The sequence below is a fragment of the Sphingobium sp. B1D7B genome (genome assembly GCF_025961965.1).
Taxonomy (GTDB): domain Bacteria; phylum Pseudomonadota; class Alphaproteobacteria; order Sphingomonadales; family Sphingomonadaceae; genus Sphingobium.
Map to the genome: position 1 here is coordinate 1,847,356 of NZ_JAOQOR010000001.1, position 25,138 is coordinate 1,872,493.

General features: G+C 62.8%; 36 protein-coding genes and 1 tRNA gene. 30 read left to right on the plus strand and 7 right to left on the minus strand.

The features are described from left to right. Positions 1-294, minus strand: a complete 294-nt coding sequence (locus M2336_RS08475; RefSeq protein WP_264592839.1) for a hypothetical protein — start codon at positions 292-294, stop codon at positions 1-3. A 143-nt stretch (positions 295-437) separates the two neighbouring features. On the opposite strand from M2336_RS08475, the gene M2336_RS08480 reads away from it, so the two are divergent. Further along, a complete protein-coding gene (locus M2336_RS08480) occupies positions 438-653 on the plus strand; it encodes a hypothetical protein (protein WP_264592840.1) in 216 nt (71 codons plus the stop codon). Here the strand turns inward: M2336_RS08480 and M2336_RS18055 are convergent. Further along, positions 650-844, minus strand: coding sequence for a helix-turn-helix domain-containing protein (locus M2336_RS18055; RefSeq protein WP_413716179.1), 195 nt, complete (start codon positions 842-844; stop codon positions 650-652). The two genes, M2336_RS08480 and M2336_RS18055, sit on opposite strands and share 4 nt — an antisense overlap. Between M2336_RS18055 and M2336_RS08485 the strand changes: the two genes are divergently transcribed. From M2336_RS08485 to M2336_RS08595, 24 genes are all read left to right on the plus strand, one after another. After that, positions 843-1,253, plus strand: a complete 411-nt coding sequence (locus tag M2336_RS08485) for a helix-turn-helix domain-containing protein (RefSeq protein ID WP_264592841.1) — start codon at positions 843-845, stop codon at positions 1,251-1,253. The genes M2336_RS18055 and M2336_RS08485 overlap by 2 nt on opposite strands. Continuing rightward, entirely contained in the window at positions 1,253-1,645 is a 393-nt protein-coding gene (locus M2336_RS08490; protein ID WP_264592842.1) for a hypothetical protein, read from the plus strand. Before M2336_RS08485 ends, M2336_RS08490 begins: the two co-directional genes overlap by 1 nt. An 86-nt stretch (positions 1,646-1,731) precedes the next feature. Further along, positions 1,732-1,950, plus strand: a complete 219-nt coding sequence (locus M2336_RS08495; protein WP_264592843.1) for a hypothetical protein — start codon at positions 1,732-1,734, stop codon at positions 1,948-1,950. A gap of 65 nt (positions 1,951-2,015) precedes the next feature. After that, the gene (locus tag M2336_RS08500) at positions 2,016-2,915 is read left to right on the plus strand and encodes a hypothetical protein (protein ID WP_264592844.1); all 900 of its coding nucleotides are present in this window, start codon (positions 2,016-2,018) and stop codon (positions 2,913-2,915) included. Continuing rightward, entirely contained in the window at positions 2,915-3,154 is a 240-nt protein-coding gene (locus M2336_RS08505) for a hypothetical protein (protein ID WP_264592845.1), read from the plus strand. The genes M2336_RS08500 and M2336_RS08505 overlap by 1 nt, the downstream gene beginning before the upstream one ends. Continuing rightward, positions 3,151-3,375: a hypothetical protein gene (locus M2336_RS08510; RefSeq protein WP_264592846.1), complete on the plus strand. Its 225-nt coding sequence runs from the start codon at positions 3,151-3,153 to the stop codon at positions 3,373-3,375. The genes M2336_RS08505 and M2336_RS08510 overlap by 4 nt, the downstream gene beginning before the upstream one ends. Positions 3,376-3,549: 174 nt before the next feature. After that, positions 3,550-4,164 (plus strand): hypothetical protein, encoded by a 615-nt coding sequence (locus M2336_RS08515; protein ID WP_264592847.1) that lies wholly within the window; start codon positions 3,550-3,552, stop codon positions 4,162-4,164. Positions 4,165-4,227: 63 nt separating this feature from the next. Continuing rightward, positions 4,228-4,491 (plus strand): hypothetical protein, encoded by a 264-nt coding sequence (locus M2336_RS08520; protein ID WP_264592848.1) that lies wholly within the window; start codon positions 4,228-4,230, stop codon positions 4,489-4,491. Continuing rightward, positions 4,488-4,763: a hypothetical protein gene (locus M2336_RS08525; RefSeq protein ID WP_264592849.1), complete on the plus strand. Its 276-nt coding sequence runs from the start codon at positions 4,488-4,490 to the stop codon at positions 4,761-4,763. The genes M2336_RS08520 and M2336_RS08525 overlap by 4 nt, the downstream gene beginning before the upstream one ends. Continuing rightward, positions 4,760-5,059, plus strand: coding sequence for a hypothetical protein (locus tag M2336_RS08530; protein WP_264592850.1), 300 nt, complete (start codon positions 4,760-4,762; stop codon positions 5,057-5,059). Before M2336_RS08525 ends, M2336_RS08530 begins: the two co-directional genes overlap by 4 nt. A 2-nt stretch (positions 5,060-5,061) precedes the next feature. Then, positions 5,062-5,337 carry a hypothetical protein gene (locus M2336_RS08535; RefSeq protein ID WP_264592851.1) on the plus strand — a complete coding sequence of 92 codons (276 nt, stop codon included), beginning with the start codon at positions 5,062-5,064 and terminating at the stop codon, positions 5,335-5,337. A 263-nt stretch (positions 5,338-5,600) separates the two neighbouring features. Then, positions 5,601-6,245 carry a deoxycytidylate deaminase gene (locus tag M2336_RS08540; RefSeq protein ID WP_264592852.1) on the plus strand — a complete coding sequence of 215 codons (645 nt, stop codon included), beginning with the start codon at positions 5,601-5,603 and terminating at the stop codon, positions 6,243-6,245. Next, positions 6,235-7,224 carry an ERF family protein gene (locus tag M2336_RS08545; RefSeq protein ID WP_264592853.1) on the plus strand — a complete coding sequence of 330 codons (990 nt, stop codon included), beginning with the start codon at positions 6,235-6,237 and terminating at the stop codon, positions 7,222-7,224. The genes M2336_RS08540 and M2336_RS08545 overlap by 11 nt, the downstream gene beginning before the upstream one ends. Before the next feature lies 1 nt (position 7,225). Continuing rightward, the gene (locus M2336_RS08550) at positions 7,226-7,717 is read left to right on the plus strand and encodes an HNH endonuclease (RefSeq protein ID WP_264592854.1); all 492 of its coding nucleotides are present in this window, start codon (positions 7,226-7,228) and stop codon (positions 7,715-7,717) included. Further along, a complete protein-coding gene (gene ssb, locus M2336_RS08555; RefSeq protein WP_413716180.1) occupies positions 7,693-8,154 on the plus strand; it encodes a single-stranded DNA-binding protein in 462 nt (153 codons plus the stop codon). Before M2336_RS08550 ends, ssb begins: the two co-directional genes overlap by 25 nt. 188 nt (positions 8,155-8,342) lie before the next feature. After that, entirely contained in the window at positions 8,343-8,597 is a 255-nt protein-coding gene (locus tag M2336_RS18060) for an HNH endonuclease signature motif containing protein (protein ID WP_413716185.1), read from the plus strand. A gap of 104 nt (positions 8,598-8,701) precedes the next feature. Then, positions 8,702-9,004, plus strand: coding sequence for a DUF1364 domain-containing protein (locus M2336_RS08560; protein WP_264592855.1), 303 nt, complete (start codon positions 8,702-8,704; stop codon positions 9,002-9,004). After that, complete coding sequence (locus M2336_RS08565) at positions 8,994-9,335, plus strand: hypothetical protein (protein WP_264592856.1); 342 nt, start codon at positions 8,994-8,996, stop codon at positions 9,333-9,335. The genes M2336_RS08560 and M2336_RS08565 overlap by 11 nt, the downstream gene beginning before the upstream one ends. Before the next feature lie 129 nt (positions 9,336-9,464). Then, positions 9,465-9,734: a hypothetical protein gene (locus M2336_RS08570; protein WP_264592857.1), complete on the plus strand. Its 270-nt coding sequence runs from the start codon at positions 9,465-9,467 to the stop codon at positions 9,732-9,734. Beyond that, on the plus strand, positions 9,727-10,179 hold the full coding sequence (locus M2336_RS08575; protein WP_264592858.1) for a hypothetical protein: 453 nt from the start codon (positions 9,727-9,729) through the stop codon (positions 10,177-10,179). The genes M2336_RS08570 and M2336_RS08575 overlap by 8 nt, the downstream gene beginning before the upstream one ends. 372 nt (positions 10,180-10,551) lie before the next feature. Continuing rightward, complete coding sequence (locus M2336_RS08580; RefSeq protein ID WP_264592859.1) at positions 10,552-11,712, plus strand: tyrosine-type recombinase/integrase; 1,161 nt, start codon at positions 10,552-10,554, stop codon at positions 11,710-11,712. 65 nt (positions 11,713-11,777) lie between these two features. After that, a complete protein-coding gene (locus M2336_RS08585; RefSeq protein ID WP_264592860.1) occupies positions 11,778-11,900 on the plus strand; it encodes a hypothetical protein in 123 nt (40 codons plus the stop codon). Then, positions 11,897-12,478 (plus strand): GIY-YIG nuclease family protein, encoded by a 582-nt coding sequence (locus tag M2336_RS08590; protein WP_264592861.1) that lies wholly within the window; start codon positions 11,897-11,899, stop codon positions 12,476-12,478. The genes M2336_RS08585 and M2336_RS08590 overlap by 4 nt, the downstream gene beginning before the upstream one ends. A gap of 3 nt (positions 12,479-12,481) precedes the next feature. Further along, positions 12,482-12,555 (plus strand) — tRNA-Cys (locus tag M2336_RS08595). Between the two features lie 31 nt (positions 12,556-12,586). On the opposite strand, the gene M2336_RS08600 is transcribed toward M2336_RS08595, so the two are convergent. From M2336_RS08600 to M2336_RS08610, 3 genes are read right to left on the minus strand one after another with little or no spacing between them, the layout of a single operon-like run. Then, positions 12,587-15,826 carry an error-prone DNA polymerase gene (locus tag M2336_RS08600; RefSeq protein ID WP_264574628.1) on the minus strand — a complete coding sequence of 1,080 codons (3,240 nt, stop codon included), beginning with the start codon at positions 15,824-15,826 and terminating at the stop codon, positions 12,587-12,589. Then, positions 15,823-17,397, minus strand: a complete 1,575-nt coding sequence (locus tag M2336_RS08605; RefSeq protein WP_264574629.1) for a Y-family DNA polymerase — start codon at positions 17,395-17,397, stop codon at positions 15,823-15,825. Before M2336_RS08605 ends, M2336_RS08600 begins: the two co-directional genes overlap by 4 nt. Continuing rightward, positions 17,279-18,016 carry an ImuA family protein gene (locus M2336_RS08610; RefSeq protein ID WP_264574630.1) on the minus strand — a complete coding sequence of 246 codons (738 nt, stop codon included), beginning with the start codon at positions 18,014-18,016 and terminating at the stop codon, positions 17,279-17,281. Before M2336_RS08610 ends, M2336_RS08605 begins: the two co-directional genes overlap by 119 nt. Positions 18,017-18,334: 318 nt before the next feature. Between M2336_RS08610 and M2336_RS08615 the strand changes: the two genes are divergently transcribed. The 3 genes from M2336_RS08615 to M2336_RS08625 are packed head-to-tail and all read left to right on the plus strand — an operon-like array spanning position 18,335 to position 20,733. Continuing rightward, positions 18,335-18,790 carry a nuclear transport factor 2 family protein gene (locus M2336_RS08615; RefSeq protein WP_264592862.1) on the plus strand — a complete coding sequence of 152 codons (456 nt, stop codon included), beginning with the start codon at positions 18,335-18,337 and terminating at the stop codon, positions 18,788-18,790. Further along, positions 18,787-19,770, plus strand: a complete 984-nt coding sequence (locus tag M2336_RS08620) for a hypothetical protein (RefSeq protein ID WP_264574632.1) — start codon at positions 18,787-18,789, stop codon at positions 19,768-19,770. The genes M2336_RS08615 and M2336_RS08620 overlap by 4 nt, the downstream gene beginning before the upstream one ends. A 3-nt stretch (positions 19,771-19,773) precedes the next feature. Next, a complete protein-coding gene (locus tag M2336_RS08625) occupies positions 19,774-20,733 on the plus strand; it encodes a hypothetical protein (protein ID WP_264592863.1) in 960 nt (319 codons plus the stop codon). Positions 20,734-20,781: 48 nt separating this feature from the next. Here the strand turns inward: M2336_RS08625 and M2336_RS08630 are convergent, their stop codons facing one another. Further along, a complete protein-coding gene (locus M2336_RS08630; RefSeq protein WP_264574634.1) occupies positions 20,782-22,242 on the minus strand; it encodes a sulfatase in 1,461 nt (486 codons plus the stop codon). A gap of 100 nt (positions 22,243-22,342) precedes the next feature. Between M2336_RS08630 and M2336_RS08635 the strand changes: the two genes are divergently transcribed. Beyond that, positions 22,343-23,287, plus strand: coding sequence for a LysR family transcriptional regulator (locus tag M2336_RS08635; protein WP_264592864.1), 945 nt, complete (start codon positions 22,343-22,345; stop codon positions 23,285-23,287). A gap of 66 nt (positions 23,288-23,353) precedes the next feature. Here M2336_RS08635 and M2336_RS08640 read toward each other — a convergent pair whose 3' ends face one another. Further along, positions 23,354-24,052: a pirin family protein gene (locus M2336_RS08640; protein WP_264574636.1), complete on the minus strand. Its 699-nt coding sequence runs from the start codon at positions 24,050-24,052 to the stop codon at positions 23,354-23,356. A gap of 125 nt (positions 24,053-24,177) precedes the next feature. Here M2336_RS08640 and M2336_RS08645 point away from each other — a divergent pair, with 125 nt between their 5' ends. Continuing rightward, the gene (locus M2336_RS08645) at positions 24,178-25,107 is read left to right on the plus strand and encodes a LysR family transcriptional regulator (protein ID WP_264574637.1); all 930 of its coding nucleotides are present in this window, start codon (positions 24,178-24,180) and stop codon (positions 25,105-25,107) included. Positions 25,108-25,138: the final 31 nt, after the last annotated feature.

Sequence of the window (25,138 nt, forward strand, 5' to 3'; positions counted from 1 at the left end):
TTAGGCCCTCACCGGAATGCGAGCAGGTTTGCAGTTCTTGATGCGGGCAATCAGCTCGGCATCGTCTTCTGCGTCGTTCAGGGGGCGGAAGCGATCTGCCGTGTAGCCTCCCGGATAAAGCCCATCAAAGACGAGCACCAAAATGTCGTCATCATAACGCTCAACTGCAGAAACACGCAGAATGTCTCCGTATTCTGGATCAGGATAGAGAAGATCGATAGCATTGATGGGCTCGTCAGCCGTCCACGGTCCATGCTTAATGCAGCAAGCGAGCATCCCGACGCGCCAGATCACGACACGCCTCCTGTGGCCTGCGTCCCGTTTCGGTGCGAACAATTTTGTCGACAATCCGTTTGCCTAACAATCATGTTGCTCAAAACGATTGATTTCGCCCATGATCCCGACTCCGGACGGCTGCCACCGGAACGGACAAAAGCATGTTGGAGGGGGTCTCTATGGGGAGTGCGGTTTACGCATCGAAAGCTGCCGAGTTCTCGATTGAAAATGGAGTGGTGTGCATCAAGATGCAAAGCGGCGATGATGTGGCTTGCTGGCATATGCCGTTCAGCGAGTTTGAGCGGAGCCTCAAGCGCGCCATTAAGGCGGTCAAGCTGTACGAGGCCGATGCCAAGGTGGTTCGCCTGCGCCATTAGGCTGCGATGCCGTAAAAGTCGTTCGGTAGAACCTTGCCGCTCGTCTTTTCGACTATTGCCTGCATGACGGTCGGGGTTGGAATTTGAGTGCCATTCCGCATCCGTGTGACCGTCGAACGGTCAACCCCGATCATCAGTGCGAAGTCAGCGTCTTTGAGATTGCTGGCGGACAGATACTGAGCGAGTGTCATGCCGCATAATGTGCATCACATGCACGTTTCGGTCAAGCGGGAATGTGCATGTCAGTCCATTCTTTCTCGCCGCAGTGCGGTGCAGTATACGCACATGGGCGAACGATTCTCAAAAACCTACCTGCGTGAGTGGCGCAAGGCGCGCGGCTTCAAGCTTGAGGAGGCCGGCGAGAAGCTTAAAGTGTCAGGGCAGCAGCTCGGGAAGATCGAGAAGGGGCAGTCGCCCTATATGCAGAAGCATCTTGAGGTGCTGGCCCGTGAATACCGCTGCACCATCGCCGACTTACTGTTCCGCGATCCGGACGATCCAGAGGGCTTTTGGTCAATCTGGGATCGTGCTACGCCAGACCAGCGAGCCCAAATCACAGATGCCGCCTATGGCATTGTGGAGCGTAGAAAGATCGCTTGATGCGTTATGCGTTGTTGTTGCTCCCGATATTAGCGGCAGCTTGCGACGACATCCCGCGTGGAAGAAGCGAGAGCGAGATAAGAGCGATCGCGTCGGACGAAGCGGACGACGCGCTCTCCCGCGCCCAAACCAGGATCGACGCCCTCGAAAGTCGCCTGGACAAGTTAGAAGGCGACCAAGCGCAAGACCGCAAATTCGCTGTCAGCGTTTATGGCGCGCATGAAGCTTTGCGCAAAACCTTCAATAAAAACGTGCAGGCCGACAACGAGCAGCTGGCCCGTAACATGACCGCGCGGGGAGCCTGTGGGCGCGAGTGGAAGCAGGCAAGCAATGGGCAATGGTTTGAGGCGAACAAGACCTGCACCGTTAAGGACTTGAAGCCCGCCAACTAAAAATGTGCATGTAGCGCACATTTCCTCTTGACCATCATGTGCATGTGATGCACAGTCCCTCTCACACACAGAGAAGGGACGACACGATGCACGACATCTTCCGATACGCCACGAAGCTGACCCGCGATATCTTCGAGGGCAAGGCGAACCCATCGCGCAACATGCACAACCGCAAGCCCTTCCGCACCAAGTCGCAGAAGGCGGAGGCTCGCGCCACGGCACGCAAATGCGCTGATGGTGCTTATCGGTCATCAGCGCTTCGTAGCTATCACGATGCGCCCCGCGCCTCCTCTCCCAAGGCCTGAATTCACCAGAGCGCGGTTCTCCCACCGCGCCGAGGATGAACTCAGTCTTTTGAAGGGACGACACGATGGCAACGCGGAAGAAGGCCGAACCTGCTGGTGAGCAGATCGTGGCCTACAAGGGCTTCGATAAAAACCTCCAGTGCCGTGGCTACCAGTACGAGGTCGGCAAGACCTACGTTCACACCGGCCCGGTGGTTCGGTGCCAGAGCGGCTTCCATGTCTGCCAGAACCCTCTCGATGTTCTCGATTTCTACGGCCTTGAGGACGGCAATCGCTTCGCCCGCGTCACTGTCGGTGGCAAGGTTGACCGCAGCGAGGACAAGAAGTGGGCGTGCGCTGAACTGACCGTTGAGGTCGAGCTTAAGCTGCCTGACCTGATCGCTTCCGCCATCAAATGGGTGATGGATGCCTGCACCGTAAGCGGTGACAAGGTTCAATCCGCGTCGGGGGACTACTCGCAGCTGGCCGCGTCGGGGCACTCCTCGAAGCTGGCCGCGTCGGGGCACTCCTCGAAGCTGGCCGCGTCGGGGCACTCCTCGCAGCTGGCCGCGTCGGGGCACTCCTCGAAGCTGGCCGCGTCGGGGCACTCCTCGAAGCTGGCCGCGTCGGGGCACTCCTCGAAGCTGGCCGCGTCGGGGGACTACTCGCAGCTGGCCGCGTCGGGGCACTCCTCGAAGCTGGCCGCGTCGGGGCACTCCTCGAAGCTGGCCGCGTCGGGGCACTCCTCGAAGCTGGCCGCGTCGGGGGACTACTCGAAGCTGGCAGCGTCGGGGCACTCCTCGGTAATCTCGGCCTCCGCCCCCAACTGCCTAGCAAAAGGCGTTGATGGCACGTGGATTGCGCTGCCTGAATTTGGCCGCGACGGTAAGTGCATCGGCTTCGCAACCGGCTGTATCGGCAAGGATGGCCTTAAGGCTGATATTTTCTACCGTGCTCAAGGTGGCAAGCTGGTGGAGGCCGCGTGATGGCAACGCCAGTCAGCAGCAAGGCCCTGCTACGCTCCATCATCGAGAATTTGGAAGAGATCGCAGCGCGCGGTGACTTCGCGAATGCAGATGTTCGGATCACGGACGGTCTGGATGCAGCGCAGGACGCAGCACAGGCGGCGCTCGACTATCTGAACGCTGACGTGCCCACCGGCCGGTATGATGACTGGTATCCCGCACCCTCTTTCGCCTCTCTCGGGCTGCGGAGGACGGCGTGAGCGCGCCCGACACCTATCGCGGGTGGTCAATCAGCCAGAACCGTTGGCCCGAACCCGCATGGTCCGCGATCAGCCCCAACTATGACGCTTGGACCGAGGGTGAAGGCGAGTGGGCTGACAATGGCGAGAAAGCCGAAGGCCGCGCCCGCGAAGAACTGATCGCCGAAATCGATGCATGGTTTGAGGAGCATAGCGACCTTGGTGAGGGAGAGAAGGCATGAGCCCCTGCATTTATCACGGCACCCCGATGACGCCTCGCGGTGCATTAATTTCAGTTTTAGCCGGTCGATCCGCCTGCATTAGTTTCTATCGACCGGACGATCTGGAGGCTGTGCTGGCGATTTGCCCGCACGTCATGTTTCGATCACGGCGCGTTCAGCTTCTGGATGAAGGCAATGCGGGCCGGAAAGGAATGGGACGAGCTGGATCGCATGGCGTGGTGGCTGGCCTATTACCAATGGCTGGAGCCGATCATCTGGCAGCCGGGCCGTTGGGCATTACTGCCAGACAGTCCAGGCGCTCCATCGCAGATCAACGACGGGCTCCTAAACGACTGGCCGTTCGGTCATCGTGGCGTGCCAGTCTATCACATGGATGCACCAATCGAGCGGCTGGGGCGATTGTGCGAGCGCTTTCCCAGGGTCGCCCTTGGCTGGATCGGCGATCCCAAGCGGGAGCCGGTCGGTTGCTCCGCCTATCAGCGCAAAATGGAGCAGGTCGCGCGCCTGATGGGCAACACATGGCACCCGCTGCACATGCTGCGCGGGACGGCCGTTGCCTTCGATTATCCATTCATCAGCGCGGACAGCACGAGTCTCGCTCAGAACGGCTGGCGATACGACGCGCCGCTGTTCAACAGCATCAATCCGTGGGTCGGGAGGCAGGCATATGCTGATCGTCTCGAAACCCCAAGGTCGAACCGGAGCCGTGGGCAGCGGCCGCGCTTTGCGTCGGTTCATGTCTCGCCAGCGCTTACATCAGCGGCTCATCAACAGGCTCAACTCCTGTGATCAGCCTTCAACTTTCATGATCCCGCGCGTGCGTTCTGTGCGGATCAAGCCGGAGTCAGCAGCATGACCCTATCCGTCAACCACAGCGCAGCAGCACTGGCTGAGACGCGGTTCCGCCTTGAGCGTGAAGCAAGCGCCTATCTGATCCTGAACGCCCTGCGCGATCTGGAAGCCGCCCAACGCGATGCCGAGAAGGCCAGCGTCTACTGTGCGGGCAATGACTACGAGCTGGCCCAGCACGAGGCAATGACCGCTCGCATCGCATTCCGCCAGGCCATCATGAACGCCGGCATTGATCCTGACATTATCGAAAGTGCCGTGAAATGAACATCAGCAACTTCCCAGCATTCCCGTGCGAGGCGCAGGGCGACCGCTCTGTCCCGCAAGAGCATGACTATGTGCAAACCGGCATTCACACGGGGAAATTCCCCGGCCTCACGATCCGTGACTGGCTCGCGGGTCAGGCGCTAATCGGATTGCTGAGCAATAGCGTCCACGATCACTCTCCGCTGTTCGGAGAGGGTGAGCCATTCGCTCGGGATGCATACATTATTGCCGACGCCATGCTCGCTGCCCGCAAGCAGGAACCCCAGCCATGACCGACCCCAAGCTCACCCGAGCAGCAGAGATGGGCCTGTTTGCTGAAAACGAGAGGCTGCGGAAGGCGCTGGAGCCATTCTCCGCGATGGGCCGCGTCATGGAAACGCGAGCGCGGCTAACTTTCGGCAGGGTTCCGAAAGACCATGAAATCGTCTGCGAAAGCTCTGGCGAGGCCGGCATGGGAGTCCTCACTATGGGACACTTCCGCGACGCTGCCGCCTTGCTGCCAAACGCGCCGGGTTGGGGAGGCGTTTACGTTCCCTTGAGCCGCGCCGCTCTCGGACAGGAGGGGTGATCATGCATGAACTGATCGAACGGCTGCGGAATGGTCCTTACACCATTGGCCCGGCTAGCGGCGAAATGCGCGAACTGTCCCAAGCAGCCGACGCTCTCGAAGCACAAGAGGCCCGCATAGCTCAGCTTGAGGGGGCGCTACACCGCGCTCGCCCGATTGTAGAGGCTGACTGGCACGCCGGCATGGAAGCCAAAGATGCTGACTGGGAGGGCATGGCCTACGCCGCGCTAGCAGCCATCGACGCCGCTCTCCAGAATACGGAGGCGCAAGATGGCTAGGTTCATCGCGTCAATGGGATCGCTGGTTACAGCACTCGACTGTTTCGCGCGAGTGGACGGCGGCGCTCTCGGAATGCCCTATTTCGCATCGGTGATTGTCGGCCTCTTCTGGCTCGCTTGGTCAGGGATATTCCTTTTTTCGAGGAGGGTCGATCTGTGAACAACCCCCGCATCATAGAGATCAACCTTAGTGATCTGGCATGGTCAGGACTGTTCTTTGTCCTGTTCCTTATGAGTGTGATTGTATTGGGAGGGATGGCTCCATGAGTAAGGAAGATATGGCGATTCCGCAAGCGGACCGGGCTGTCGTGCCTGCGGCATCGAGCCAGCAAGCTGTCTCGCCCGTTCCGGCTTCCATCCCTAGCGCACGTTGGGATGCGCACTTCCTTGAAGTGGCGCTTGCAAATGCGCGCATGTCGAAAGATCCATCAACCCAAGTTGGTGCGGTGATCGTTGGCCCTGACCGAGAAATTCGTTCAACCGGGTTTAACGGATTTCCGCGTGGTATCTGTGATACACACGAAAGGCTCCACGATCGCGAGACGAAACTAAAACTGATCGTTCACGCTGAAATGAACGCAATACTCAATGCTGCCCGTATTGGAACGGCGTTGAAGGGATGCACACTATATCTAGCGGCAACAGATGATACTGGCCTTGTCTGGGGTGGTCCTCCCTGCACACGCTGCACCGTCGAGGCAATCCAATCAGGTATCATTAACATCGTCTCTCACCCGTTTAAGTCAGTTAATTCAAAATGGGCGGATGACATAGCATTCTCTCGCGATCTTCTGGACGAAGCTGGTATCGGTTACCGAGAGTTCCTCACCGCGCAAGCGATTGAAGCCCGGAGGGCGGCGACTACAGGCGCCGTTCACGAGAGCGCGGTCCGAAAGGATGCGCCATGACCCGCCCCTACGCCCACACCAGCAACCGCTTCACCTGCTCAGGCAGAACAGAAGAGACAAGCCGCTTCAAGCAACACCGCATGTCTCTCTGGCCCACAGAGCAACAGACACCCTCATTCTGGAATATCCTCAGGAGGAAGAAGTGAACAGCGTAGCCAAAGTTCAGGAGCAGGCCAGCGAGGTCGCCAGCATCGAGGGCGGCATTCTAGCGGTGATCGCCAATGCCTGCCGCGATCCGTCCGTTGACGTGGAGAAGATGGAGCGCCTGCTTGCCATGCAGGAGCGCGTCCAGGTGCGCAATGCCGAGATTGCATTCTCACAGGCGATGGCGAGCATGCAGCCGCAGTTGCCGATCATCAAGAAGAACGGCCAGATTGTCCATAAGGGGCAGGTGATTTCCGAGTTTGCCGAATGGCCGGACATCAAGAAGGCGATTTCTCCTGTTCTTGAGCAGCATGGATTCTCGCTGTCATTCAAGCCCGGCAACGCTGATACCAAGCCTTGCGTGACAGCCGTCCTGCGACACCGAGAGGGGCACAAGGAGGAAGCAACCCTAGAACTTCCGCTCGACACCAGCGGGGCTAAAAACGCCGTTCAGGCAGTCGGCTCAAGCCTCACCTATGGCAAGCGCTATGCCGCCGTTCTGTTGCTCGACATTCTGGTCGAGGGCGAGGATGACGATGGCGCGCAGGCTGCGCCCAAGAACATCGTTCAGGCGCCGCGCGACCGTCCATTCCCGCTCGGCCCGGCGCGCAACAAGTCGGACCTGAAATCCCAGATCCACAAGGCATGGCTTGAAATTGATGAGTGCGGCGATGCCGACCAGCTCGTGCCCTTGCTCGCCACTTATGACCAGCTCTTTATCCAGCTCGAAACGGCTGATGATGAAGGTATCCTCAAGGGCTGGTGGCACGGGCAGGGCGATAATCCAGGTCTGAAAAACCGCATTCTTGACCGCAAGCTGGAATTGGGAGTCTGACATGACGGGTCGTGTCATCCCGACACACATTAGGTTTTTGCGCCTTACGGAGACGAATGGCCTCGACACAGAGGTTTGCTGGCCATGGCTCGGCCCAGTAAACTCCAATGGTTATGGGCGCTTCAGCCTACGGAACTCGCATATTCTTGCGCACAGGCAATCCTATCGGTTGTTCAAAGGCGAAATCCCGGAAGGGATGAATGTCTGCCACTCCTGCGATAATCGGCTTTGCGTCAACCCAGAGCATCTGTGGCTTGGCACCCAATCTGAAAACCTCCGCGACGCTGTAGCTAAGGGCCGTATGAAGCATCCCGACACAAGGGGTGAGCGCAACGGCAACAGAAAGCTAGCCGCTGCCGACGTTGCAGCGATCCGAAAGATGCACAGCGGCGGATTACCAAAATATCGGATCGCTGAACGCTTTGGGGTTTCGCCCAGCACGGTTGGCAACATCATCAATGGCGATACATGGAAAGGGACCGGCACGTGCTGAACCAATGTCAATTCATCGGCAACCTTGGGGCCGATCCTGAGGTTAAGTCTTTCTCGTCTGGCGGGCGGATTTGCAACCTCCGCTTGGCTGTTACGGACAAATGGACCGATCGAACATCTGGCGAGAAAAAGGAACGAACCGAGTGGATACCTGTGGTGATCCGGTCGGATGGCCTGATTGGCGTTGCGGAGCGTTATCTGCGCAAAGGTAAGAGGGTGTTCATTCAAGGCGAATGGCGTACGCGCCGCTGGCAAGACCAGAACGGTCAAGACCGCTATTCCACCGAGATCGTCTTACAGGGCTTCGACGCCAAGCTGGTGATGCTTGATGGGGCCGAAGGTGCCGGATCGGGAAACGCGCAGAGCCGCCAGCAAAGCGGATACAACACCCGTGGGCAGGCGGATAACCTTGATGATGACTCGGGCATTCCGTTCTAAGCATGGCTGAGATATGGAAACTAGTTCCGAGCCTTCCGGGCGTCATGGCAAGCAGCGAGGGGAGGATAATACTTCCTCCCCGCTACGCGCCCATGCATCGCGGCGGGTTTAGGGCCTATCTTCCAGAGCCGACACGCGGGCAAATTCGCCGCGCCAAAAAGGGCGCAGCGCATTCTTACCGAGGGATCATGTCCCCGTTCGGGAACATCAAAATCCACCAAGCAGTTTGCGAGGCGTTCCACGGGCCGAAGCCCTTTCCAAGGGCTGTCGTCATTCATCTCGACGAGGATGCACACAACAATCGGCCAGAAAACCTCAAGTGGGGCACCCAAAAAGAGAACCTAAACATGCCAAAGTTCAAGGCTTGGCAGCGTTCACCCGAACGATGCGCCGCGATCAAGGAAGGGAAGCGAAAAGCCGCTCAACAGAGGAAGGTGGGCTGATGTTCATCCGGAAAATCCCCAAGACACCCAAGCGCTCTAGCCGCTGGCGCTCGCAGGCTCACTGCAATCACGTTCGCTCACACGCGTGCGTGAATTGCGGGAGCATGGCCGGCATTCAGGTGGCCCATGTCCGCATCGGATCGGGCGCAGGGATGGGGCAGAAGCCGGATGACTGGCGCACCGTAAGCCTCTGCGGCCCCTGTCATGACACCCAGCACAAGAACGGCGAGGCGACATTCTGGGAGGCCTACAAGACAGCGCGTGGGATCGATGTCGAGACGCTGATCGGCGAGTTCATCGCCAGCAGTCCGCGCCGTGCAGAGATCAAGCGGGCGCAGGCCGGCGAGGCGACACCAAGCGATTACCGCGCGCAGGTGACAGAAGAGGATTACCACTGTGGCCAGTAACGCAATCGATCCGCTTGATCGCGCCGTTCACGATGCCGAGCAGCTATTCGAGCAGACAGCCATCGCTCGCGCCGAAGCCGAGAACGCCGAGGAACGCAAGAAGCAGACCAAGGCGGTCATGTTCATCAAGTTCAAGGATGAAGGCGGCGGCGTTGGCGAGGCTGAGCAGCGCGCCATAGCGTCTCCTGAATACAAGGCGGCCTCGGATGACTGGATGACCGCCAACATCACGTGGCGGCGCCTGGAGGGCAAAGCAAGGGCAACCGAGCTTCGTTTCGAGGCGTGGCGAACGCGTGCTGCCACCGAGCGGGCAAAAATGAGCCTGCGATAGTTCATCAACGCCACCAGCGGCAAATGCCCTAGCTGGACGCCTTGTGCGGGAATAGGGGCAGAGGATTTAGGGATGGCTGATGCGATTAGGGCAGTCCGTGCCGATGGCGATTCCGAGCAGTTCGCAGAGATGATGGAGTTCGTCAGCGCGTTCAATGCGGCCATGCTCGGGTTTGGGCCTGACGTGCTGCATCCCGACAAGCAGACGAAGGTGATGACCGCTGCTGCCGTTTATGCCGGTATTGTGTTCGCGCGGATGATGTTCATGGACGCCGTGAAGCAGCAGGACACTGCGCGCGCAGCGAGGATGGTCGCCATCAATTTCCGCAACGGGATCAAGGTCGGGCTTACTCAGGCAAATCGGGTCGCTCTTGAGAAAGGATACGGCGGCAATGCCTAACCCCCTCACCATAACCATGCTGGCAGAGGCGCTTAAGCAGGCCATGCTCGACGATGGCGGCGATGCTTGGATGGATAAGATGGATAGCGCCGACGCGTTCCGAATTGACGGTCCCGTAGACCTGCATGTCACCATCAAGAACCTCCTCCGCACAATAGAGGAAGCAGGATGGAAGGTGGTGCCGGCTGAGCCCGTTCTGCCTGAATATGATCACTGGCTGCCAAATGTGTGGGATGCATACCTGCGCGATCTAGTGGGCTGGGAGCACAAAGATAAATGGGCGCGATTGCCTGCTACCTTCCGCTGGCATGAGTTCCATACGTACTTAGCGCAAGCGATCGAAGCCCGAAGGGCCGAGACGCAACGCGGCTCGGTTCACGAGAGCGCGGTGGCAACGCCATGCGCCCAGGGTCTGTCGTCCTCCCCACACATAGAGGAGAGATAAGGATGGACTGGCAACCGATCAGCTCGGCGCCGAAGGACGGGGCTGAGTTCGTCGCCCATGACTGCGAGACGCGCACTTCGCACGTAACGTTCTGGACTGGCTACTGCTGGCACGATCCGGACAACCATTACTATTCGGAGGCGCCCGAATTCGTCCCCACCCACTGGCTACCTCTACCCCCTCCACCGAAGGAATCCACCCATGACAAGGGATGAGATACTAGCACTGGCTGAGCGCAGCGCCTCCCTTCGCGCACTAGCGGAGACGAGGGGATGACAGCGGCGGCGCGCAACCTGCCGAATTGGCCTCGCCTTATGAGCGCCGATCTCGCCGCGCGCTATATTGGCCTGAGCGCCACCTATCTCCGCGAGAATGGACCAAAGCCCAAGGAAGTCGGGCGCAGGAGGCTCTATGACATACGCGACCTCGATGAGTGGGCAGACGCGCTATCTGGATTGCCACTTGATGACCTGGCCAGAAAGCGGGAAGGTGACCGGATGGCCGACAGAATCGCGGGGCGCATCAAGCGTGGTAAGAACCGATCTCCCGTTCACCTACGTAAGCCGCAAGAAGCTGAAAAGCGGATGGCGTGATTACTGGTATTTCCGGCGCTATGGGGTCAACCTCAAGCTGCCGGGCAGGCCGGGCGACCCCAAGTTTCACGCCCGATATGCCGAGCTTCTAGACGAGCGCAAAGAGCCGAAACCAGAGCGCCACACTGTATCCTGGCTTGTCGGAGAGTATAGAAAAAGCCCCGAATTTCGCAACCTCAAAGAGACGACCCGCGTCGATTACAGTCGCACGCTCGACCGCATTGTAGAGGGCATGGGGCCTGAGCGGTACGATTGCGTGAACCGGGCTGCCGTGCGCGCCCTGCGAGACGTGTGGGCTGATCAGCCGCGCACCGGGAACAAGATCAAGCAAATGACCTCCCGGCTCTACACATGGGCCGACGAGTGCGATCTGGTGCCGGAGGGCTATAACCCTGCCGAAAAGCTCAAGAAGCTGCGCGAGGAAAAGCGGTCGATCCCGATCTGGTCGGATGAGGAAATCGATCTGTTCCTGTCCAATTGCCCCGGCTTCCTGAAAACTGCCGTCCTGCTGGCCGTCCACACCGGGCAGCGCCGGGCCGACATCGCAAAGATGGACTGGCGAGACGTGCAGGGCGATATGATCCGCGTGCGTCAGGAAAAGACCGGCGAACCCCTAATGATCGCCATGCATCCCGACCTGAAAGCGCACCTGTTGCCGCTCAAGAAGGACTTGGGCCGCATCCTGCGATCCGCCACCGGGATGCCGATGGACGACAACAAACTGTCAGGGGCGCTTAACAGGGCCGTGGCAGCGCTTCCGGCCATGCCGCATCGGTCATGGCATGGTCTGCGCTACGCCGCCGCAGGGCGGCTTGAGGCGGCGGGATGCTCAGTGGTCGAGATCACGTCTGTGATCGGACACCGCACCTATCAAATGGCGCTGAAATATGCTCGCCAGCGCAAGGATTCAGAGCGCGCACGGGATCGATTGAGCGCATAAAAAATAACGCTTGATATACTGCGTTACGTCACGCTATATATGGCGTTATGAAATCGAATTATCGAATGACTGACGCTGATCGTGCGGAGCTTTCCGAGATCGAGGCCGACGCCAAACATGTGAAACTGCGCCGGAAGCGCTTCTTTGCGAAGCTGCGCCAGCGCGCATACCGGGAGCGACGCAAGTGACAGGTTTTGTGACGACCGTCGGGAAAATGAAATACACATACTGCTCAAAAGGTAAGTATTGGTATTTCCGCCGAGACGATATCACTCATCGTTTGGCCGGCCAGCCAGGGTCCGCTGATTTCAACCGCGATTATCTGCGGATACTTGAACAGTCCGAAAAAATCCGCGCATTAGAGGTTGGGCGTCGCATCTCGGCGCGAATGAAATCAAGACGTATCCGTATGCGGCGCGCGGACACGTTGCTGCAGGGCAAGGTCTATTTCATCGGCGGGAAGAGTGGTCCGATTAAGATCGGCTTCACTCGCGACATTGAGCAACGGCTCCAACGCATTCAGATGCACAGCCCGGTCTCCGTTTCTGTCCTGCACTATTTCCACGGAACGCCTCGTGACGAGCTGATCCTGCATAGGAAGTTTGAACACATCCGCCAGCACGGGGAATGGTTTTCGCGGCGCGATGATTTACTGGCTTGCATTCGGCAACTTCGGACCCTATCCGACGCCGAGCAGCAAGCCATACTGCGGAACGACGAAGAGGAGGGGTGCGGAAAATCTGCCGTGCTTCATCTAAGTTGTTGAAAAGGCCCGATGGCGGAGTGGTGACGCAGCGGACTGCAAATCCGTATACGCCGGTTCGATTCCGGCTCGGGCCTCCAGCACTTCACACACACATGCCCCAAACGGGCCTCAGTGGAAGTCGCGCGACTTTGGTAGAATTCTGACATTGCGGGGATGGCCATTGAGGCGGGGGCGCTGGGGATTGCGGATCTCGTCGCCGCGCGCGGTTTGCGGGGCCATGGGGGGATGATCGGCAAGGTCATCGAGCATCGCCGTGCGGTCGATCACCCGCCGGACCATCAGGTGGACCACGCCTTCCTTGCTCTTCTGGATTTCACCCTCGATCAGCATCAGGCGCGCGGCCATCACGGCGCGGCGCTGCTTGTCGAGATCGCGTGCCCACAGCAGCGCGTTGACGATCCCCGTTTCATCCTCGATCGTGATGAACACGGCATTGCCCTTCCCGGGCCGCTGCCGGGTCAGGACCACGCCTGCGACGCGCGTCCTGCGGCCATCGGGCAGCGCATTGGCGGCCGCGCAGGATCGCACGCCTTCGCGGGTCAGCGCAGCGCGCAGAAACTGCATCGGATGCCCCTTCAATGACAGGCGCGCGGTCTGGTAATCGGCCACCACTTCCTCGGAGAGCGGCATGGCGGGCAGGCGCGGATCGGCTTCGCGGCCGAGTTCCGGCGCATCGGCAAAGGCGAACAGCGGCAGCTGAGTGGGCGGCGTGCGACGCACCTCCCACAAGGCATCGCGGCGCGACTCCGCCAGCGCGCCAAAAGCATCGGCATCGGCCAGCTTGCGCAAGGCTTGGGGAGGCAGGCTGGCCCGCCGGGCGAGATCTTCGATAGAAACGAACGCGCCGTCCTGCCGGGCCTGTGCGATCGTGTCGGCCCATCCCTGCCGGAAGCCGTCGATGCGTGAAAATCCCAGCCGCAGCGCCAGCGCACTGCCGGCCGGTCCTTCCAGCGTGCTATCCCACTCGCTGGCATTCACGTCGATCGCACGGACCTCCACGCCATGCTCCTGCGCATCGCGCACCAGCTGCGCGGGCGCATAAAAGCCCATTGGCTGGCTGTTGAGCAGGGCGCAGGTGAACGCGGCCGGATGGCGGCATTTGAGCCAAGATGAGACATAAGCCAGCCATCCAAAGGCCTGGGCATGGCTTTCGGGAAAGCCATATTCGCCAAAACCCTCGATCTGTTGATAGCAGCGTTCGGCAAAGTCCCGCTCATAGCCGCGCGCCACCATGCCTTCGACCAGCAGGCTCTGGTAATTATGCACCGTCCCGTGATGGCGGAAGGTGGCCATGGCGCGCCGCAACCCATCGGCCTGGGGCGGCGTGAACTTGGCCGCCACGATGGCCAGCTTCATCGCCTGTTCCTGGAATAGCGGCACGCCCAATGTCTTGCCCAGCACCTCGCGCAGCTCGTTTGGATCGTTCGGCGGGGCAGGGCTGGGGAAGACCACGGCCTCCTCCTTGTTACGACGGCGCAGATAGGGATGGACCATGCCGCCCTGGATCGGGCCGGGACGGACGATCGCCACCTGAATGACCAGATCGTACAGCTCCTTGGGCCTCATCCTTGGCAGCATGGCGATCTGCGCGCGACTTTCGACCTGAAAGGTGCCGATGCTGTCACCGCGCTGGAGCATGGCGTAGGTTGCCTTGTCCTCGCGCGGCACCGTGGCCAGGGTCAGGTCCGCGAGGCCATGCGTGCGCAGCAGGTCGAAGCTCTTGCGGATGCAGGTCAGCATCCCGAGTGCCAGCACATCCACCTTCATCAGGCCCAGCGCGTCGATATCGTCCTTGTCCCATTCGATGAAGGTGCGATCGGGCATGGCGCCATTGTGAATGGGCACCAGTTCGTCGAGCCGGCTCTCGGTCAGCACGAATCCGCCGACATGCTGCGAGAGATGGCGGGGATATTCGAGCAGGCGCTCAACCAGCGTGCGCAGCCGGCCGACTTCGGGATTGTCAGGATCAAATCCGGCCTCCTCGATCCGCGGGGAGGGCACCCGGCTGCCGCCGGGCGAGCCCCAGATGGTCGAGGCGATCCGCGCGGTCACGTCCTCGGTGAGGCCCAGCGCCTTGCCCACTTCGCGGATCGCGCTGCGCGGACGGTAATGGATCACCGTGGCGGCAATGCCGGCCCGCTCGCGGCCATAGCGGGCATAGATATACTGCATGATTTCCTCGCGGCGCTCATGCTCGAAATCCACGTCGATATCGGGTGGTTCATGGCGCTCTTCCGAGAGGAAGCGCGAGAACAGCAGCTTCTCCCGCACCGGATCAATCGGGGTGATGCCGAGGAAATAGCAGACCAGCGAATTGGCCGCGCTGCCCCGGCCCTGGCACAGGATCGGCTGCTCGAGGCTGCGGGCGTGGCGCACGATATCGTGCACGGTGAGGAAGTAATAAGCGTAGTTCCGCTTGCGGATCAGCGCATATTCCTCATCCAGCACCTTTTGGTATTTTTCGGGCAGGCCATCGGGAAAATATTCGCGGCCACCCTCCTGCACCAGATGTTCCAGCCAGGCCTGCGGTTGCCAGCCTTCGGGCACCGGTTCGTGCGGATATTCATAGCGCAGGTCATCGAGCGTGAAGGCGATGCGCGAGAGGATGTCCGTGCTGGCCGTCACCGCTTCGGGGCACGTGCGGAACAGGCGGGCGATTTCGGCAGGGGGTTTGAGATGCCGTTCGGCATTGGCCAGCAGGCGGCGGCCCGCCGCAGCGATGGTCGTGCCTTCGCGAATGCAGGTCAGGATATCGTGCAGCGGTCGCGCATCGGGATGATCGTAGAGCGCATCGCACGTGGCGAGCAGAGGCACGCCGCAAGCCGCGCCCAGCGCCTGGGCTTGCGCCAGCCGCCGCGCATCCGCGCCGCTGCGCTGCATGGTCGCCGCCAGCCACACCGCGCCGGGACGCGCCTCCGTCAGTCGCTCCAACAGGCTCCGGTCACGCCCGGTGGCGATCAGCAGCAGGTCGTCGGCATGATCGAGCAGATCCGGCAGATTGAGCGTGCAATCACCCTTTTCCGCGCGGCGGTTGCCCAGCGTCAACAGCCGCGTCAGCCGTCCCCAGCCCTGGCGGGTGGCGGGATAGGCGACGATATCCGGCGTTCCATCCGCAAAGACCAGCCGCGCGCCGACGGCGAGGCGAAAACCGGTGGCAGGCCCCCCGATCTCCCGCCAGGCCACGTGCGCGCGCACCACGCCGGCCACCGTGTTGCGATCCGCAATGCCCAGCCCGGCCATGCCCAGATGATGGGCCTGCGCCACCATATGTGCGGGATGCGAGGCGCCGCGCAGGAAGCTGTAATTGGTGGCCGCGACCAGCTCTGCGAAAGGGGGCGGGTCGCTCATGCGAACAGCCCGTGGAGATACCAGTTCGGATCGGGCTTTTCATCATAAAGCCCGTGGCGGAAGATCCAGTAGCGTCGCCCGCGCACGTCCTCGATCCGGTAATAGTCCCGCGTCAGCCCTGCCTTGCCAGGGGCTTCGCCGCCCTTGCGCCGCCACCATTCGGAGGCGATCCGCTCGGGCCCTTCGTAGAGCCGCACCTCGTGCAGCCTGCGTTTCCAGCGGAAACGATGCGGCGGGCCGTCCGGCACTTGCGCGATCACCTCCACCGGCTGCGGCGGATCGAACAGGAACAGCGGCCGCAAGGGCGGCTCGCCCGCCGGGGGCCTGGGCCATGGAAGGGGCGCACGGGCGTGGATCGCCGGCAAGGCCAGCTGCGCCTGTTCGGGAATATGGCTGTCCTGCGGCTCAAGGCGACACAGGCTGGCCGGCCCCAGGCGGGTGCTCAACCGGTCGATCAGATCGGCCAGCGCGCCGGCATCCTGCTCGCTGCCATCCAGAGCCGGCTGGCTGGTGCCGAGCGGCTCGGTGACGGGTAGGAACAAGGTGATGCGGTCATAGCCAAAGCCGGGGTCGAGCGGGTCGGCCAGCGTGCCGATGCGCTCGTCGAACAGGCGCAGCACCGGCGCCGGATCGCGCGTGGGCAGACCGGTCTCGATTGCCAGCCGATGGCGCGCCCCATCGCTGCGGAACAATGTCAGGACAAAGCGCCGGCCACCCAGTCCGCGCTCATCGAGTGTCCGGGCCGCCTCGCGCAGCAGGTCGAGAAAACAGGCGGCAATGCTGGCCTGCAAGGCAACCGGCTCGGCAAAACGGCGCTCGAAATGGAGCGGCTCGGGCTGTGCGAGCGGATCGATCGGCGCCTGTTCCTCGCCCAGCAGGCGGCGCAAGGCAGTCACCGCGTCCGCCCCGAATCGCGCGGCGATGCTGGCGGCGGCCCGCGACGCCAGATCGCCGATGGTCTTTAGCCCGGCGCGGCGCAATGCGAGCGTCGCCTCTTCGTCCAGCCCCAGCGCCAGCACGGGCAGCGCCCGCAGCGCCTCCCGCTCGCTGGTGACGGGCAGGCGGGCATGACGGGCCAGCGCCTGCGCGCCCTGCGCGGTAGAGGCTGTGGCCATGCGCACGCTCATGCCAATCGCGGCGAAGGCATCCTCGGCCTGCGCGGCCAGGCCTGCCTCGCCGCCGAACAGATGGTCGCTTCCCGCAATATCCAGCGTTATCCCATCGGGCGGGGCGAGGGTGACATGCGGCGACCAGGCGATGCAATGCCGGGCCAGCCGCTGCAGCCAGTGACGGTCGGCCTCTTCGTCCATGTCGGCCACGATGAGGTCGGGCTGCAGCGCGCGGGCATCGGCCAGCGTCTGGCCCGGCGAGATGCCGAGCGCGCGGGCCTGCGCATCGACGGCGCACAGCCGCAATGCGCCCTTGATCTTGGCGACGAGAACCAGCGGCCCGTCAGGCTGCCCGCCGGTCCCCGCGCTGTCGATCCCCTGCTGAATCCGCAGCCTTTCTGTGGGCAGGAGCGGAAACCACAGCGCCAGATAGCGCCGCTTCACGGAACAAGCGTCGGTCACGGTCCCACTCCAGCCGCCAGGAAAGGCCGCAAGGGCCGGAACGTTGGCGCAGCAAGGTCACATCGAAGGTCGGCAGTCCGGGCGCATTGCCCGGCAGCGCGAGCGAAGGTGCGGCGGCCACCTGCCAGCGGGTCTGTGCCGCGCTGGGCACGGGCGGCGCGTCCGGGCGCAGCAGCAACAATGTCACGCCGGATTTCTCTGCCGCCAAAGTCAGGCGGCGGCTGGCGGTCAGGTCCAGCGCGGGCATCGGCCCCCAGCCTTCCACCACGACTGCGCTCAGGCCAGAGCAGCGCAAGGCATCCACGGCCGCACGCAGCAGGTCCATGCCGTCCCTGACGGTGCCGATCAGCCCCAGGCCGGGGGCGCCGCCCAGTTCGGCCCAGCCATGGCCCTGCGCCACGCCGCCTTTTCGGCTCGCCTGTCGCTCGCGGAGCCACAGCACCTTGCCCTCGGCCTCGCTCAGACCTGTCGCCAGCGAGACGACGAAACCCGCCGCTGCCGCGACATCGTCCACCTCTGCGGCATAGACTTCATGCACCCGCCCGCGCGCCAGCCCGCCGCCCAGCAGCGTATCGATCGCAGCGATGCCGAACGCCTTTCGGGAGGGGGCATCCGGCATCGCGTGATCGCATGAAAGGGCAGGGGCGAGTCTCATATGTTCCTATTATGTTCTTATTCTGAGTAGGGTCAAGGGATCGTTCCGGCAGTTTGTCCGATCGCGGCCCAAGCCACTGGAGTCGAACGATCATTGGACGCCTGCGACAGAGTGTCGCAAAGGCGGTTCCTCGCCGGGCATTTCGCTTGACAAGGCAGCCCTGCAGAACGGAATAAACTACAACGACGTATCACGATTTATCCGCTGCCCATGCGGATGCTGCGCGTCATGAGGGGGAGGTTACAGGGGATGCGGTTCAGGTCAGCCGTCGGCAAAGCGCTTATGCTTGCTCTGTTCGGATCGCTCGCCCAAACGGCTGTGGCGGCCGAGAATTGCCCGTCGCCGGGCATGACCAAGGCCGATTTCGAGCGCTATTTCCTCTGTTTCAATGCGCGCGATTATGCCTGCTTCACCAGCTATTACGACCCCGATGTCGTACTGGTGAAAGGCGGCAAATGGCCCGATCTCAAGGGGCGCGATGCCATCATCGCCTTCTATCGCGATGTCGATGCCCGTGGGCTGCAGGAGCAAGTCACCCCGCACGCCATCGAGGTGCAGCCGCAGGGCGCGACGGTCGATCTGGAAGCGCATTTCCAGGCCACCAGCGACTGGCCGGACTTTGGCTCACGGCCCTTGAAGGCGGGCGATGACTGGCGGTTGCGCGGCGTGCTGCTCTACGAGATTCCATGCGGCAAGATCACCCGCATCCGGCCCCGCCCGCGTCCCGTGCAGCCATGATCGCGCGTCCCATTCGTGCGCTGGCCATGATGGCCGCGCTCCTGCTCGCCGCCCCGGCGATGGCTGCCGGACCTGCTGCACCGGCGGCCTGTGACCGCACCTGCCTCACCGAGATTATGGACCAATATCTGGCCGCCATGGTCGCGCGCGCACCCGCTCGGGCGCCGATGGCAGTGCAATATCGCGCGACCGAAGATGCGCAGGAGGTCCGTCTCGGCGCAGGCCTGTGGCAGACGGCGACCGGCCTCGGCACCTATCGCATCGACCTCGCCGATCCGGTGAGTGGCACCGTCGGCTATATCGGCGAGGTGCTTGAAGGGGAGGCCAAGGTCACCATCGCGCTGCGTCTCAAGGTGGCGGATCGCAAGATCACCGAGGTGGAGACGATTCTCGGGCGCGGGCGGGTGCCCGGCTCGTCGATCGTGCCGGCGCCGCGCGCGTCGTTCGGCAATATCGTTCCGCCCGCCGAGCGGCTGACCCGCCAGCAGATGATCCAAACGGCCAATGCCAATTTCGACGCGCTGCTCGCGGCCGACGGCTCCCCCTATGCGGAGGATTGCCAGCGCATCGAGAACCGCATGGCGATGAGCGGCAATGCGGAGCTCAACTATCCCATCGGCACGATCCCCGGCGTGCCCAAGCCGCATTTCGGCAGCATGGGCTGCGGCCAGCAGATCAGCCTGCACCTGTTCGACCAGCTCGACGCGGTCGAGCCGCGCCGCTTCCTCCTGCTCGATGAAGAGAAGCAGCTCGTCTTCGGCGTCTATGTCATGCGCTGGTACAAGAAGGGTCGGTGCAACGAGATCCCCGGCTATGGCACCATCTGCCATGACAAGCCGCGCCAGCCGGTCTCGCTGCTCAATGCGGAAATCCTCGGCGTGCGCGGCGGCAAGATTCACGAGGTCGAGGCGATCTTCAAATTCGCGCCTTATGAGGCCGACAGCGGCTGGCAGGGCGATCTGCGCGACGGAAAGGACTGACGGATGATCCGCTTTGCACGGCGTGCTACCGCCCTCGCGCTGCTGCTTTTCCCCGGCTTGCCGACGCTGGCACGGGAGGCCGCGCCGCCATGCGACCGCGCCTGCCTCTATGCGCATGTGGACCGCTATCTCGCCGCCGTCGAGCAGGGGACGTCCGCCGGTCTCGATCTCGCACCGGACTTTCGCGCCACCGAGAATGGCGTGCCGGTGGCGCCGGGCGAGGGGCTCTGGCAGACGACGGATGGCTATAGCAGCTACCAGGCACGCGCCGCCGATGTGGCCGCCGGGCAAGTCGCGGTGCTGGGGGAGGTGAAGGAGGGCGACAAGACCGTCGGCTATGCCACGCGCCTCAAGATCGTCGCCGGGCGGATCGCGGAAGCCGAGACGGTGATCGGCCGGTCATTCGCGCCGCAGCATCCCTCCATGCCGACCGAGGTCAGAGCAGGCCTGCGCACCATCGTGCCCAAGCGCGAGCGCCTGTCCCGCGCCGAAATGATCGCACTGGCCGACCGGAACTTCGACAATATGCTGCGTAACAAGGGCGATCATTTCGCGCCGGATTGCCAGCGGATCGAAAACCGGATGCCGATGAGCGGCAACCCACAATTGGCCTATCCCATCACACCCATTCCCGGCAAACCCCTGCCGCATTTCGGCAGCATGAGCTGTCAGGCGCAGGTGGAGGCGCATCTGTTCGACACGCTCGATAAGGTCGAGCCGCGCCGCTATCTGGTGGTGGATGAGGAACAGCAGGTGCTGTTCGGCGTGTTTTCCCTGCGCTTTTATGGGCGGACCGAATGCAACGACATTCCGGGCTATGGTCGCACCTGCCCCGCCAAGCCGAGGGGGCCGATGTCGCTGCTCAGCGGCGAGATGCTGGGGATGCGGGGCGGCAAGGTGCGCGAGGTCGAGCTGATCTTCACGCGCCTGCCTTATGAGGCCGGGCAGGGCTGGGCACCCTGAGCGGACGGGGCCGCAGGACACCCGAGCCTGCCTACCCCGCCACGCCCGTCAGCGCGGCTTGACGCTATTCTCCATCTTGGCGCCGAAGTGATCGGCCAGATCCTTGCCGGTGAAGCCATGGGTTGATGAATCCGGGTCGAGCGGCAGCATCTGGCTGTCCCATGCATCATAGGCCGCCTTCACCTGCGCCATTTTCTCCGGCATCCGGTCCTTCAGGTTCGCCCGCTCCATCGGATCGTCGACCACGTTGAACAGGAAGCTGTTCTGGAGAATCTTCAGATACTTCCAATCGCCCATGCGGCAGGCCTGCTGGTCCAGATTCTTGTAGCGCCAGCACAAGGTCCGCTCGCTCTTGCTGGAGGGGTCGGCGAGATAAGGCAGCAGATTGATGCCGTCGCTGGGATAGGCCGGGTCCGGCGCGCCGCCCGCCGCCGCGAGCAGGGTCGGCAGCCAGTCCATGGACATCATCACCTGATCGCTGGTCACCCCGGCAGGCACATAGGCCGGCCAGCGCACGATCGCGGGGATGCGAAGGCCACCTTCCAGCAACTCGGTCTTGCGACCCGTGAACGGCCAGGTGTCCGCAAAGCGCTCGCCGCCATTGTCGCTGGTGAAGATGACGATGGTATCGTCCGCGATACCAAGGTCGTCCAGCCGCTGCAGAATGCGCCCGACCTGCATGTCCAGCCGCATCACCATCTGCGCATAGATGCGCTGCGAGCCGCCGTCATAATGCATCAGCGCCGTCGGCTTGCCATCGGCATCCAGCCTGATGGCCTCGGCCTCGTCGCCCGGCCCCTCCCAGGGCCAGTGCGGCGCGTTGACGTGCAGCGAGATGAAGAAGGGCTGGTCGCCCTGCGCGGCGGTGCTGATCGTCTCCAGCGCGCGCTCGGCCAGAAGATCTGTGAGATAGCCTTTCTCGAACACCTCGCGGTCATCGTCCCACAGGTCGTGGCGCCCGGCATATTTGTGCGTGAAATAGTCCACGCCGCCGCCCCGGAAGCCCCAGAAATGGTCATAGCCGCTTTTGAGCGGGCCATATTTGGGCAGGGCGCCCAGATGCCATTTGCCGATCAGGGTTGTCCCATAACCAACCGCCCGCAGCAGCGACGGGAGAGTAGGATGCTCGGGCGGCAGGCCGACAGGGCGCTGAGCGAGCGGCTCCTCAAGGCCGATGGGCAGGCGGTTCTGATAGCGCCCGGTGATAAGGCCCGTGCGCGTCGCCGAACAGACGGCGGAATTGGCATAGCCTTGCAGGAAGCGCATCCCGTCGGCCGCGAGGCTGTCGATCGCCGGGGTTTCATAGTCCCGCCGGCCGTAGCAGGAGAGGTCGGCATAGCCCATGTCGTCGGCCATGATGAACAGGATGTTCGGCTGCTTGCCCCGATTGCCCGATGTCTTTTTGGGCCGCGCGGCCCGCGCCGTGGAACTGGCGCCCACCATGCCGGCGCCGATAACGCCCAAAGATTGGCCGAGCACGCTGCGGCGAGTCACATCAAGGTCGGTCAACTTGGGTCTCCGTCTGATTTTCGCTCATGTGGCAGCGATTGAACGGGCGAGGCAACAGATGTACGGGCAATGGCATTTATAACGCACAGGTTATGGCTGAATGATGAGTGCCCTGCAAAGCCTGCCATTTACCCTGCGCCAGCTGGTGATCTTCGAGACGCTTGCCGAGACACGCAGTTTTGCCGGCAGCGCCGACTTGCTGGGCATTTCCCAGGCGTCGGTGAGCAGCCAGTTCAAGGCGCTGGAAGCGCAGCTCGGGGTCGCGCTGATGGCCCGCAGCGCGGGGCGGCGGCCAGAACTCACGCCCGAGGGCGAGCGCTTCCTCGCCGACTTGAGGATATTTTCCAGCGCGGCCGATCAACTGGCGGCACACCGTCTGCGCAGGCCCGGCCCCCGCGAGATCGTGCGCTTTCGCATCCTGCTGGGGCAGGGCCTCGCCGATCATTATGTGCGGCCAAGACTGGACAGGTTTCTGGCGGCCCACCCCCACATCGTTCTGGAGTTCGATACCCGCATTCCCAGCCACGAATCGACGCTCGCGGCGAGCAGTGGCACCTATGACTTCGTGCTGATCCACCAGCCAGCCGATGAGTCCGTGGCGGAAGCGATGCGGTCGCTGGGGCGGGTGTCGGGCGGCATCTTCGGCAACCGCAAACTGGCCTCAGGCCGCGAGGTGCCGCTTTCACCGGAAGAGGTGGCGCGCTTGCCCTTTGCCTTGCCGTCCGGGCGGGATGACGGGGCGGAGCAGCGCCTGCGCCGCAAGCTGGCATCCTTTGGCGTGCAGCCCACCAACATCGTGGCGCGGGTGCAGTTTTTCGATGTGATCATCGCCATGGTGGCGCGCGGTCAGGCGGTCGCCAACCTTCCTGCCGCGATGATTCCACCGGATATGCGGGGTAGGATCGTGCGGCTCTTCCCACTGCATGACTGGCGGCTCGTCTTCCATCGGCGGGATGGCGAGGCGCAGGCGGACCGGGATGCGGTCGAGCGGCTGTTGCTGGAGAGCGTCGTCAAGAACCGCGCTTATGGCCTGATGCCCGATTGAGGCGCAGCGTCGCGGACAAGCGAACGCCGCGCTGCCGGTGGGTTCGGCAGCGCGGCGTTCCTGCGGTCAGATCACGTCCACGAGAACGATTTCGCTGTCCTCGATGGCCGTGATGCGCAGCACGTCCACATCGCTGATCGCGGCGCCGTCACGTGCATTCACTCGCACGTCCTCGATCTGCACGGCGCCGGTGGCCGGCACCAGATAGGCCTTGCGGTCCTTGCCGAGCGGATAGTCCGCCGTCTCGCCGGCACGCAGGGTCGCGCCCAGCACGCGGCCATCGGTGCGGATCGGCAGGGCGTCCTCATCCTCGGTATGGCCCGAGGCCAGGGTGACGAACTTGCCCGAGCGCTCGCCCTTGGGGAAAGGCTTGGCGCCCCATTGCGGCGGCTCGCCCTCGCGGGTGGGGATGATCCAGATCTGGAAGATCCGCGTGGTCACATCCTCGAGATTATATTCCGAGTGGCGGATGCCGGTACCGGCGCTCATCACCTGCACGTCGCCCGCTTCCGTGCGGCCGACATTGCCCAAGCTGTCCTGATGGGTGATCGCGCCCTCGCGGACATAGGTGATGATCTCCATGTCGCGGTGCGGATGGGGCGGGAAGCCCGTCTGCGGCGCGATGGCATCGTCGTTCCACACCCGCAGGCTGCCGAAGTGGACCCGCGCAGGATCATGATAGCCGGCGAAGGAGAAGTGGTGATGGGCATCCAGCCAGCCATGGTTGGCGGCGCCGAGGCTGTCGAAGGGGCGAAGGTCGATCATCATATGTCTCCTTGTCAGAGGGAAGGTCGCGGACGTTCTGTCCGGCGTTGGAGACTGATTTAGGGCTTGTGAGCTTTGTTGTTCAGTGGGATAAAATAGACCATTATGTTCGAGAAAGTTGAATAGTGAGCGCCCCCGGCACGCCAACGCTCGACCAGTTGCGCATCTTCCTGGCGGTGGTGGACAGCGGCAGCTTCGCGGCGGCGGGGCGGCGGCTTAATCGCGCGGTTTCGGTGATCAGTTATGGCATCGCCAATCTGGAGGCGCAGCTTGGCCTGACGCTGTTCGAGCGGGAGGGGACGCGCAAGCCGGAGCTGACCGTTGCCGGCCGGGCGCTGCTCGCCGATGCCCGTGCCGTCGCCCATGGCGTGGACGGGCTGCGCGCCCGCGTCAAAGGCCTGCTCGATGGGCTGGAGGCGGAAGTGGATCTGGCCGTCGACGTCATGCTGCCGGCCGAGCGGCTGGGCGCGGTGCTGCGCGCCTTCGCGCGCGAATATCCCACCGTCCAGCTCCGCCTGCATGTCGAGGCGCTGGGCGCGGTCCTCGCCATGGTGCGGGAGGGGCGGGCGATGATCGGCATTTCCGGCCCGCTCGCCATCGGCGCCGATGGTGTGGAGTGCGTCGCGGCGGGCTCGGTCCCGCTGGTGCCGGTCGCCGCGCCCGATCATCCGCTAGGCCAGATGGCGCAGATCGCACCGGGTGCCGGGCGCGATTATACCCAGCTCGTGCTCACCGACCGCTCCCGCGCCACCGATGGGCAGGATTATTCGGTGCTGAGCCCCAAGACCTGGCGGCTGGCCGATCTGGGCGCCAAGCACGCCCTGCTGTGCGAGGGCGTCGGCTGGGGCAATATGCCGCTGCCGATGGTGGAGAGCGATCTCGTCGCCGGCACGCTGGTGCGCCTCGCCATGCCCGATCATCCGGGCGGAACCTACCGCTTCGCCGGCATCTGGCGCCGGGATACGCCGCCCGGCCCGGCGGCTGAATGGCTGATCGCGCAGTTCGTCGAACAGGGGCGGGCCGATGCGGCGCTTGCCGGGATGATCGATCTCTGAACCCTGCCGCATCGGGGTGCGCGCACCGGCA

Excerpts from the sequence above, each read along its gene's own strand:
- M2336_RS18060 (WP_413716185.1), top strand. The coding sequence starts at position 8,343 with ATGTCCCCGTTCGGGAACATCAAAATCCACCAAGCAGTTTGCGAGGCG.
- M2336_RS08625 (WP_264592863.1), top strand. The coding sequence starts at position 19,774 with ATGATCCGCTTTGCACGGCGTGCTACCGCCCTCGCGCTGCTGCTTTTC.
- M2336_RS08535 (WP_264592851.1), top strand. The coding sequence starts at position 5,062 with ATGCATGAACTGATCGAACGGCTGCGGAATGGTCCTTACACCATTGGC.
- M2336_RS08525 (WP_264592849.1), top strand. The coding sequence starts at position 4,488 with ATGAACATCAGCAACTTCCCAGCATTCCCGTGCGAGGCGCAGGGCGAC.
- M2336_RS08550 (WP_264592854.1), top strand. The coding sequence starts at position 7,226 with ATGACGGGTCGTGTCATCCCGACACACATTAGGTTTTTGCGCCTTACG.
- M2336_RS08480 (WP_264592840.1), top strand. The coding sequence starts at position 438 with ATGTTGGAGGGGGTCTCTATGGGGAGTGCGGTTTACGCATCGAAAGCT.
- M2336_RS08490 (WP_264592842.1), top strand. The coding sequence starts at position 1,253 with ATGCGTTATGCGTTGTTGTTGCTCCCGATATTAGCGGCAGCTTGCGAC.
- M2336_RS08505 (WP_264592845.1), top strand. The coding sequence starts at position 2,915 with ATGGCAACGCCAGTCAGCAGCAAGGCCCTGCTACGCTCCATCATCGAG.
- M2336_RS08560 (WP_264592855.1), top strand. The coding sequence starts at position 8,702 with ATGGCCGGCATTCAGGTGGCCCATGTCCGCATCGGATCGGGCGCAGGG.
- M2336_RS08545 (WP_264592853.1), top strand. The coding sequence starts at position 6,235 with ATGCGCCATGACCCGCCCCTACGCCCACACCAGCAACCGCTTCACCTG.
- M2336_RS08520 (WP_264592848.1), top strand. The coding sequence starts at position 4,228 with ATGACCCTATCCGTCAACCACAGCGCAGCAGCACTGGCTGAGACGCGG.
- M2336_RS08620 (WP_264574632.1), top strand. The coding sequence starts at position 18,787 with ATGATCGCGCGTCCCATTCGTGCGCTGGCCATGATGGCCGCGCTCCTG.
- M2336_RS08575 (WP_264592858.1), top strand. The coding sequence starts at position 9,727 with ATGCCTAACCCCCTCACCATAACCATGCTGGCAGAGGCGCTTAAGCAG.
- M2336_RS08635 (WP_264592864.1), top strand. The coding sequence starts at position 22,343 with ATGATGAGTGCCCTGCAAAGCCTGCCATTTACCCTGCGCCAGCTGGTG.
- M2336_RS08570 (WP_264592857.1), top strand. The coding sequence starts at position 9,465 with ATGATGGAGTTCGTCAGCGCGTTCAATGCGGCCATGCTCGGGTTTGGG.
- M2336_RS08515 (WP_264592847.1), top strand. The coding sequence starts at position 3,550 with ATGCGGGCCGGAAAGGAATGGGACGAGCTGGATCGCATGGCGTGGTGG.
- M2336_RS08640 (WP_264574636.1), bottom strand. The coding sequence starts at position 24,052 with ATGATCGACCTTCGCCCCTTCGACAGCCTCGGCGCCGCCAACCATGGC.
- M2336_RS08500 (WP_264592844.1), top strand. The coding sequence starts at position 2,016 with ATGGCAACGCGGAAGAAGGCCGAACCTGCTGGTGAGCAGATCGTGGCC.
- ssb (WP_413716180.1), top strand. The coding sequence starts at position 7,693 with ATGGAAAGGGACCGGCACGTGCTGAACCAATGTCAATTCATCGGCAAC.
- M2336_RS08615 (WP_264592862.1), top strand. The coding sequence starts at position 18,335 with ATGCTTGCTCTGTTCGGATCGCTCGCCCAAACGGCTGTGGCGGCCGAG.
- M2336_RS08530 (WP_264592850.1), top strand. The coding sequence starts at position 4,760 with ATGACCGACCCCAAGCTCACCCGAGCAGCAGAGATGGGCCTGTTTGCT.
- M2336_RS08585 (WP_264592860.1), top strand. The coding sequence starts at position 11,778 with ATGACTGACGCTGATCGTGCGGAGCTTTCCGAGATCGAGGCCGACGCC.
- M2336_RS18055 (WP_413716179.1), bottom strand. The coding sequence starts at position 844 with ATGACACTCGCTCAGTATCTGTCCGCCAGCAATCTCAAAGACGCTGAC.
- M2336_RS08485 (WP_264592841.1), top strand. The coding sequence starts at position 843 with ATGCCGCATAATGTGCATCACATGCACGTTTCGGTCAAGCGGGAATGT.
- M2336_RS08495 (WP_264592843.1), top strand. The coding sequence starts at position 1,732 with ATGCACGACATCTTCCGATACGCCACGAAGCTGACCCGCGATATCTTC.
- M2336_RS08580 (WP_264592859.1), top strand. The coding sequence starts at position 10,552 with ATGGACCAAAGCCCAAGGAAGTCGGGCGCAGGAGGCTCTATGACATAC.
- M2336_RS08540 (WP_264592852.1), top strand. The coding sequence starts at position 5,601 with ATGAGTAAGGAAGATATGGCGATTCCGCAAGCGGACCGGGCTGTCGTG.
- M2336_RS08610 (WP_264574630.1), bottom strand. The coding sequence starts at position 18,016 with ATGCCGGATGCCCCCTCCCGAAAGGCGTTCGGCATCGCTGCGATCGAT.
- M2336_RS08600 (WP_264574628.1), bottom strand. The coding sequence starts at position 15,826 with ATGAGCGACCCGCCCCCTTTCGCAGAGCTGGTCGCGGCCACCAATTAC.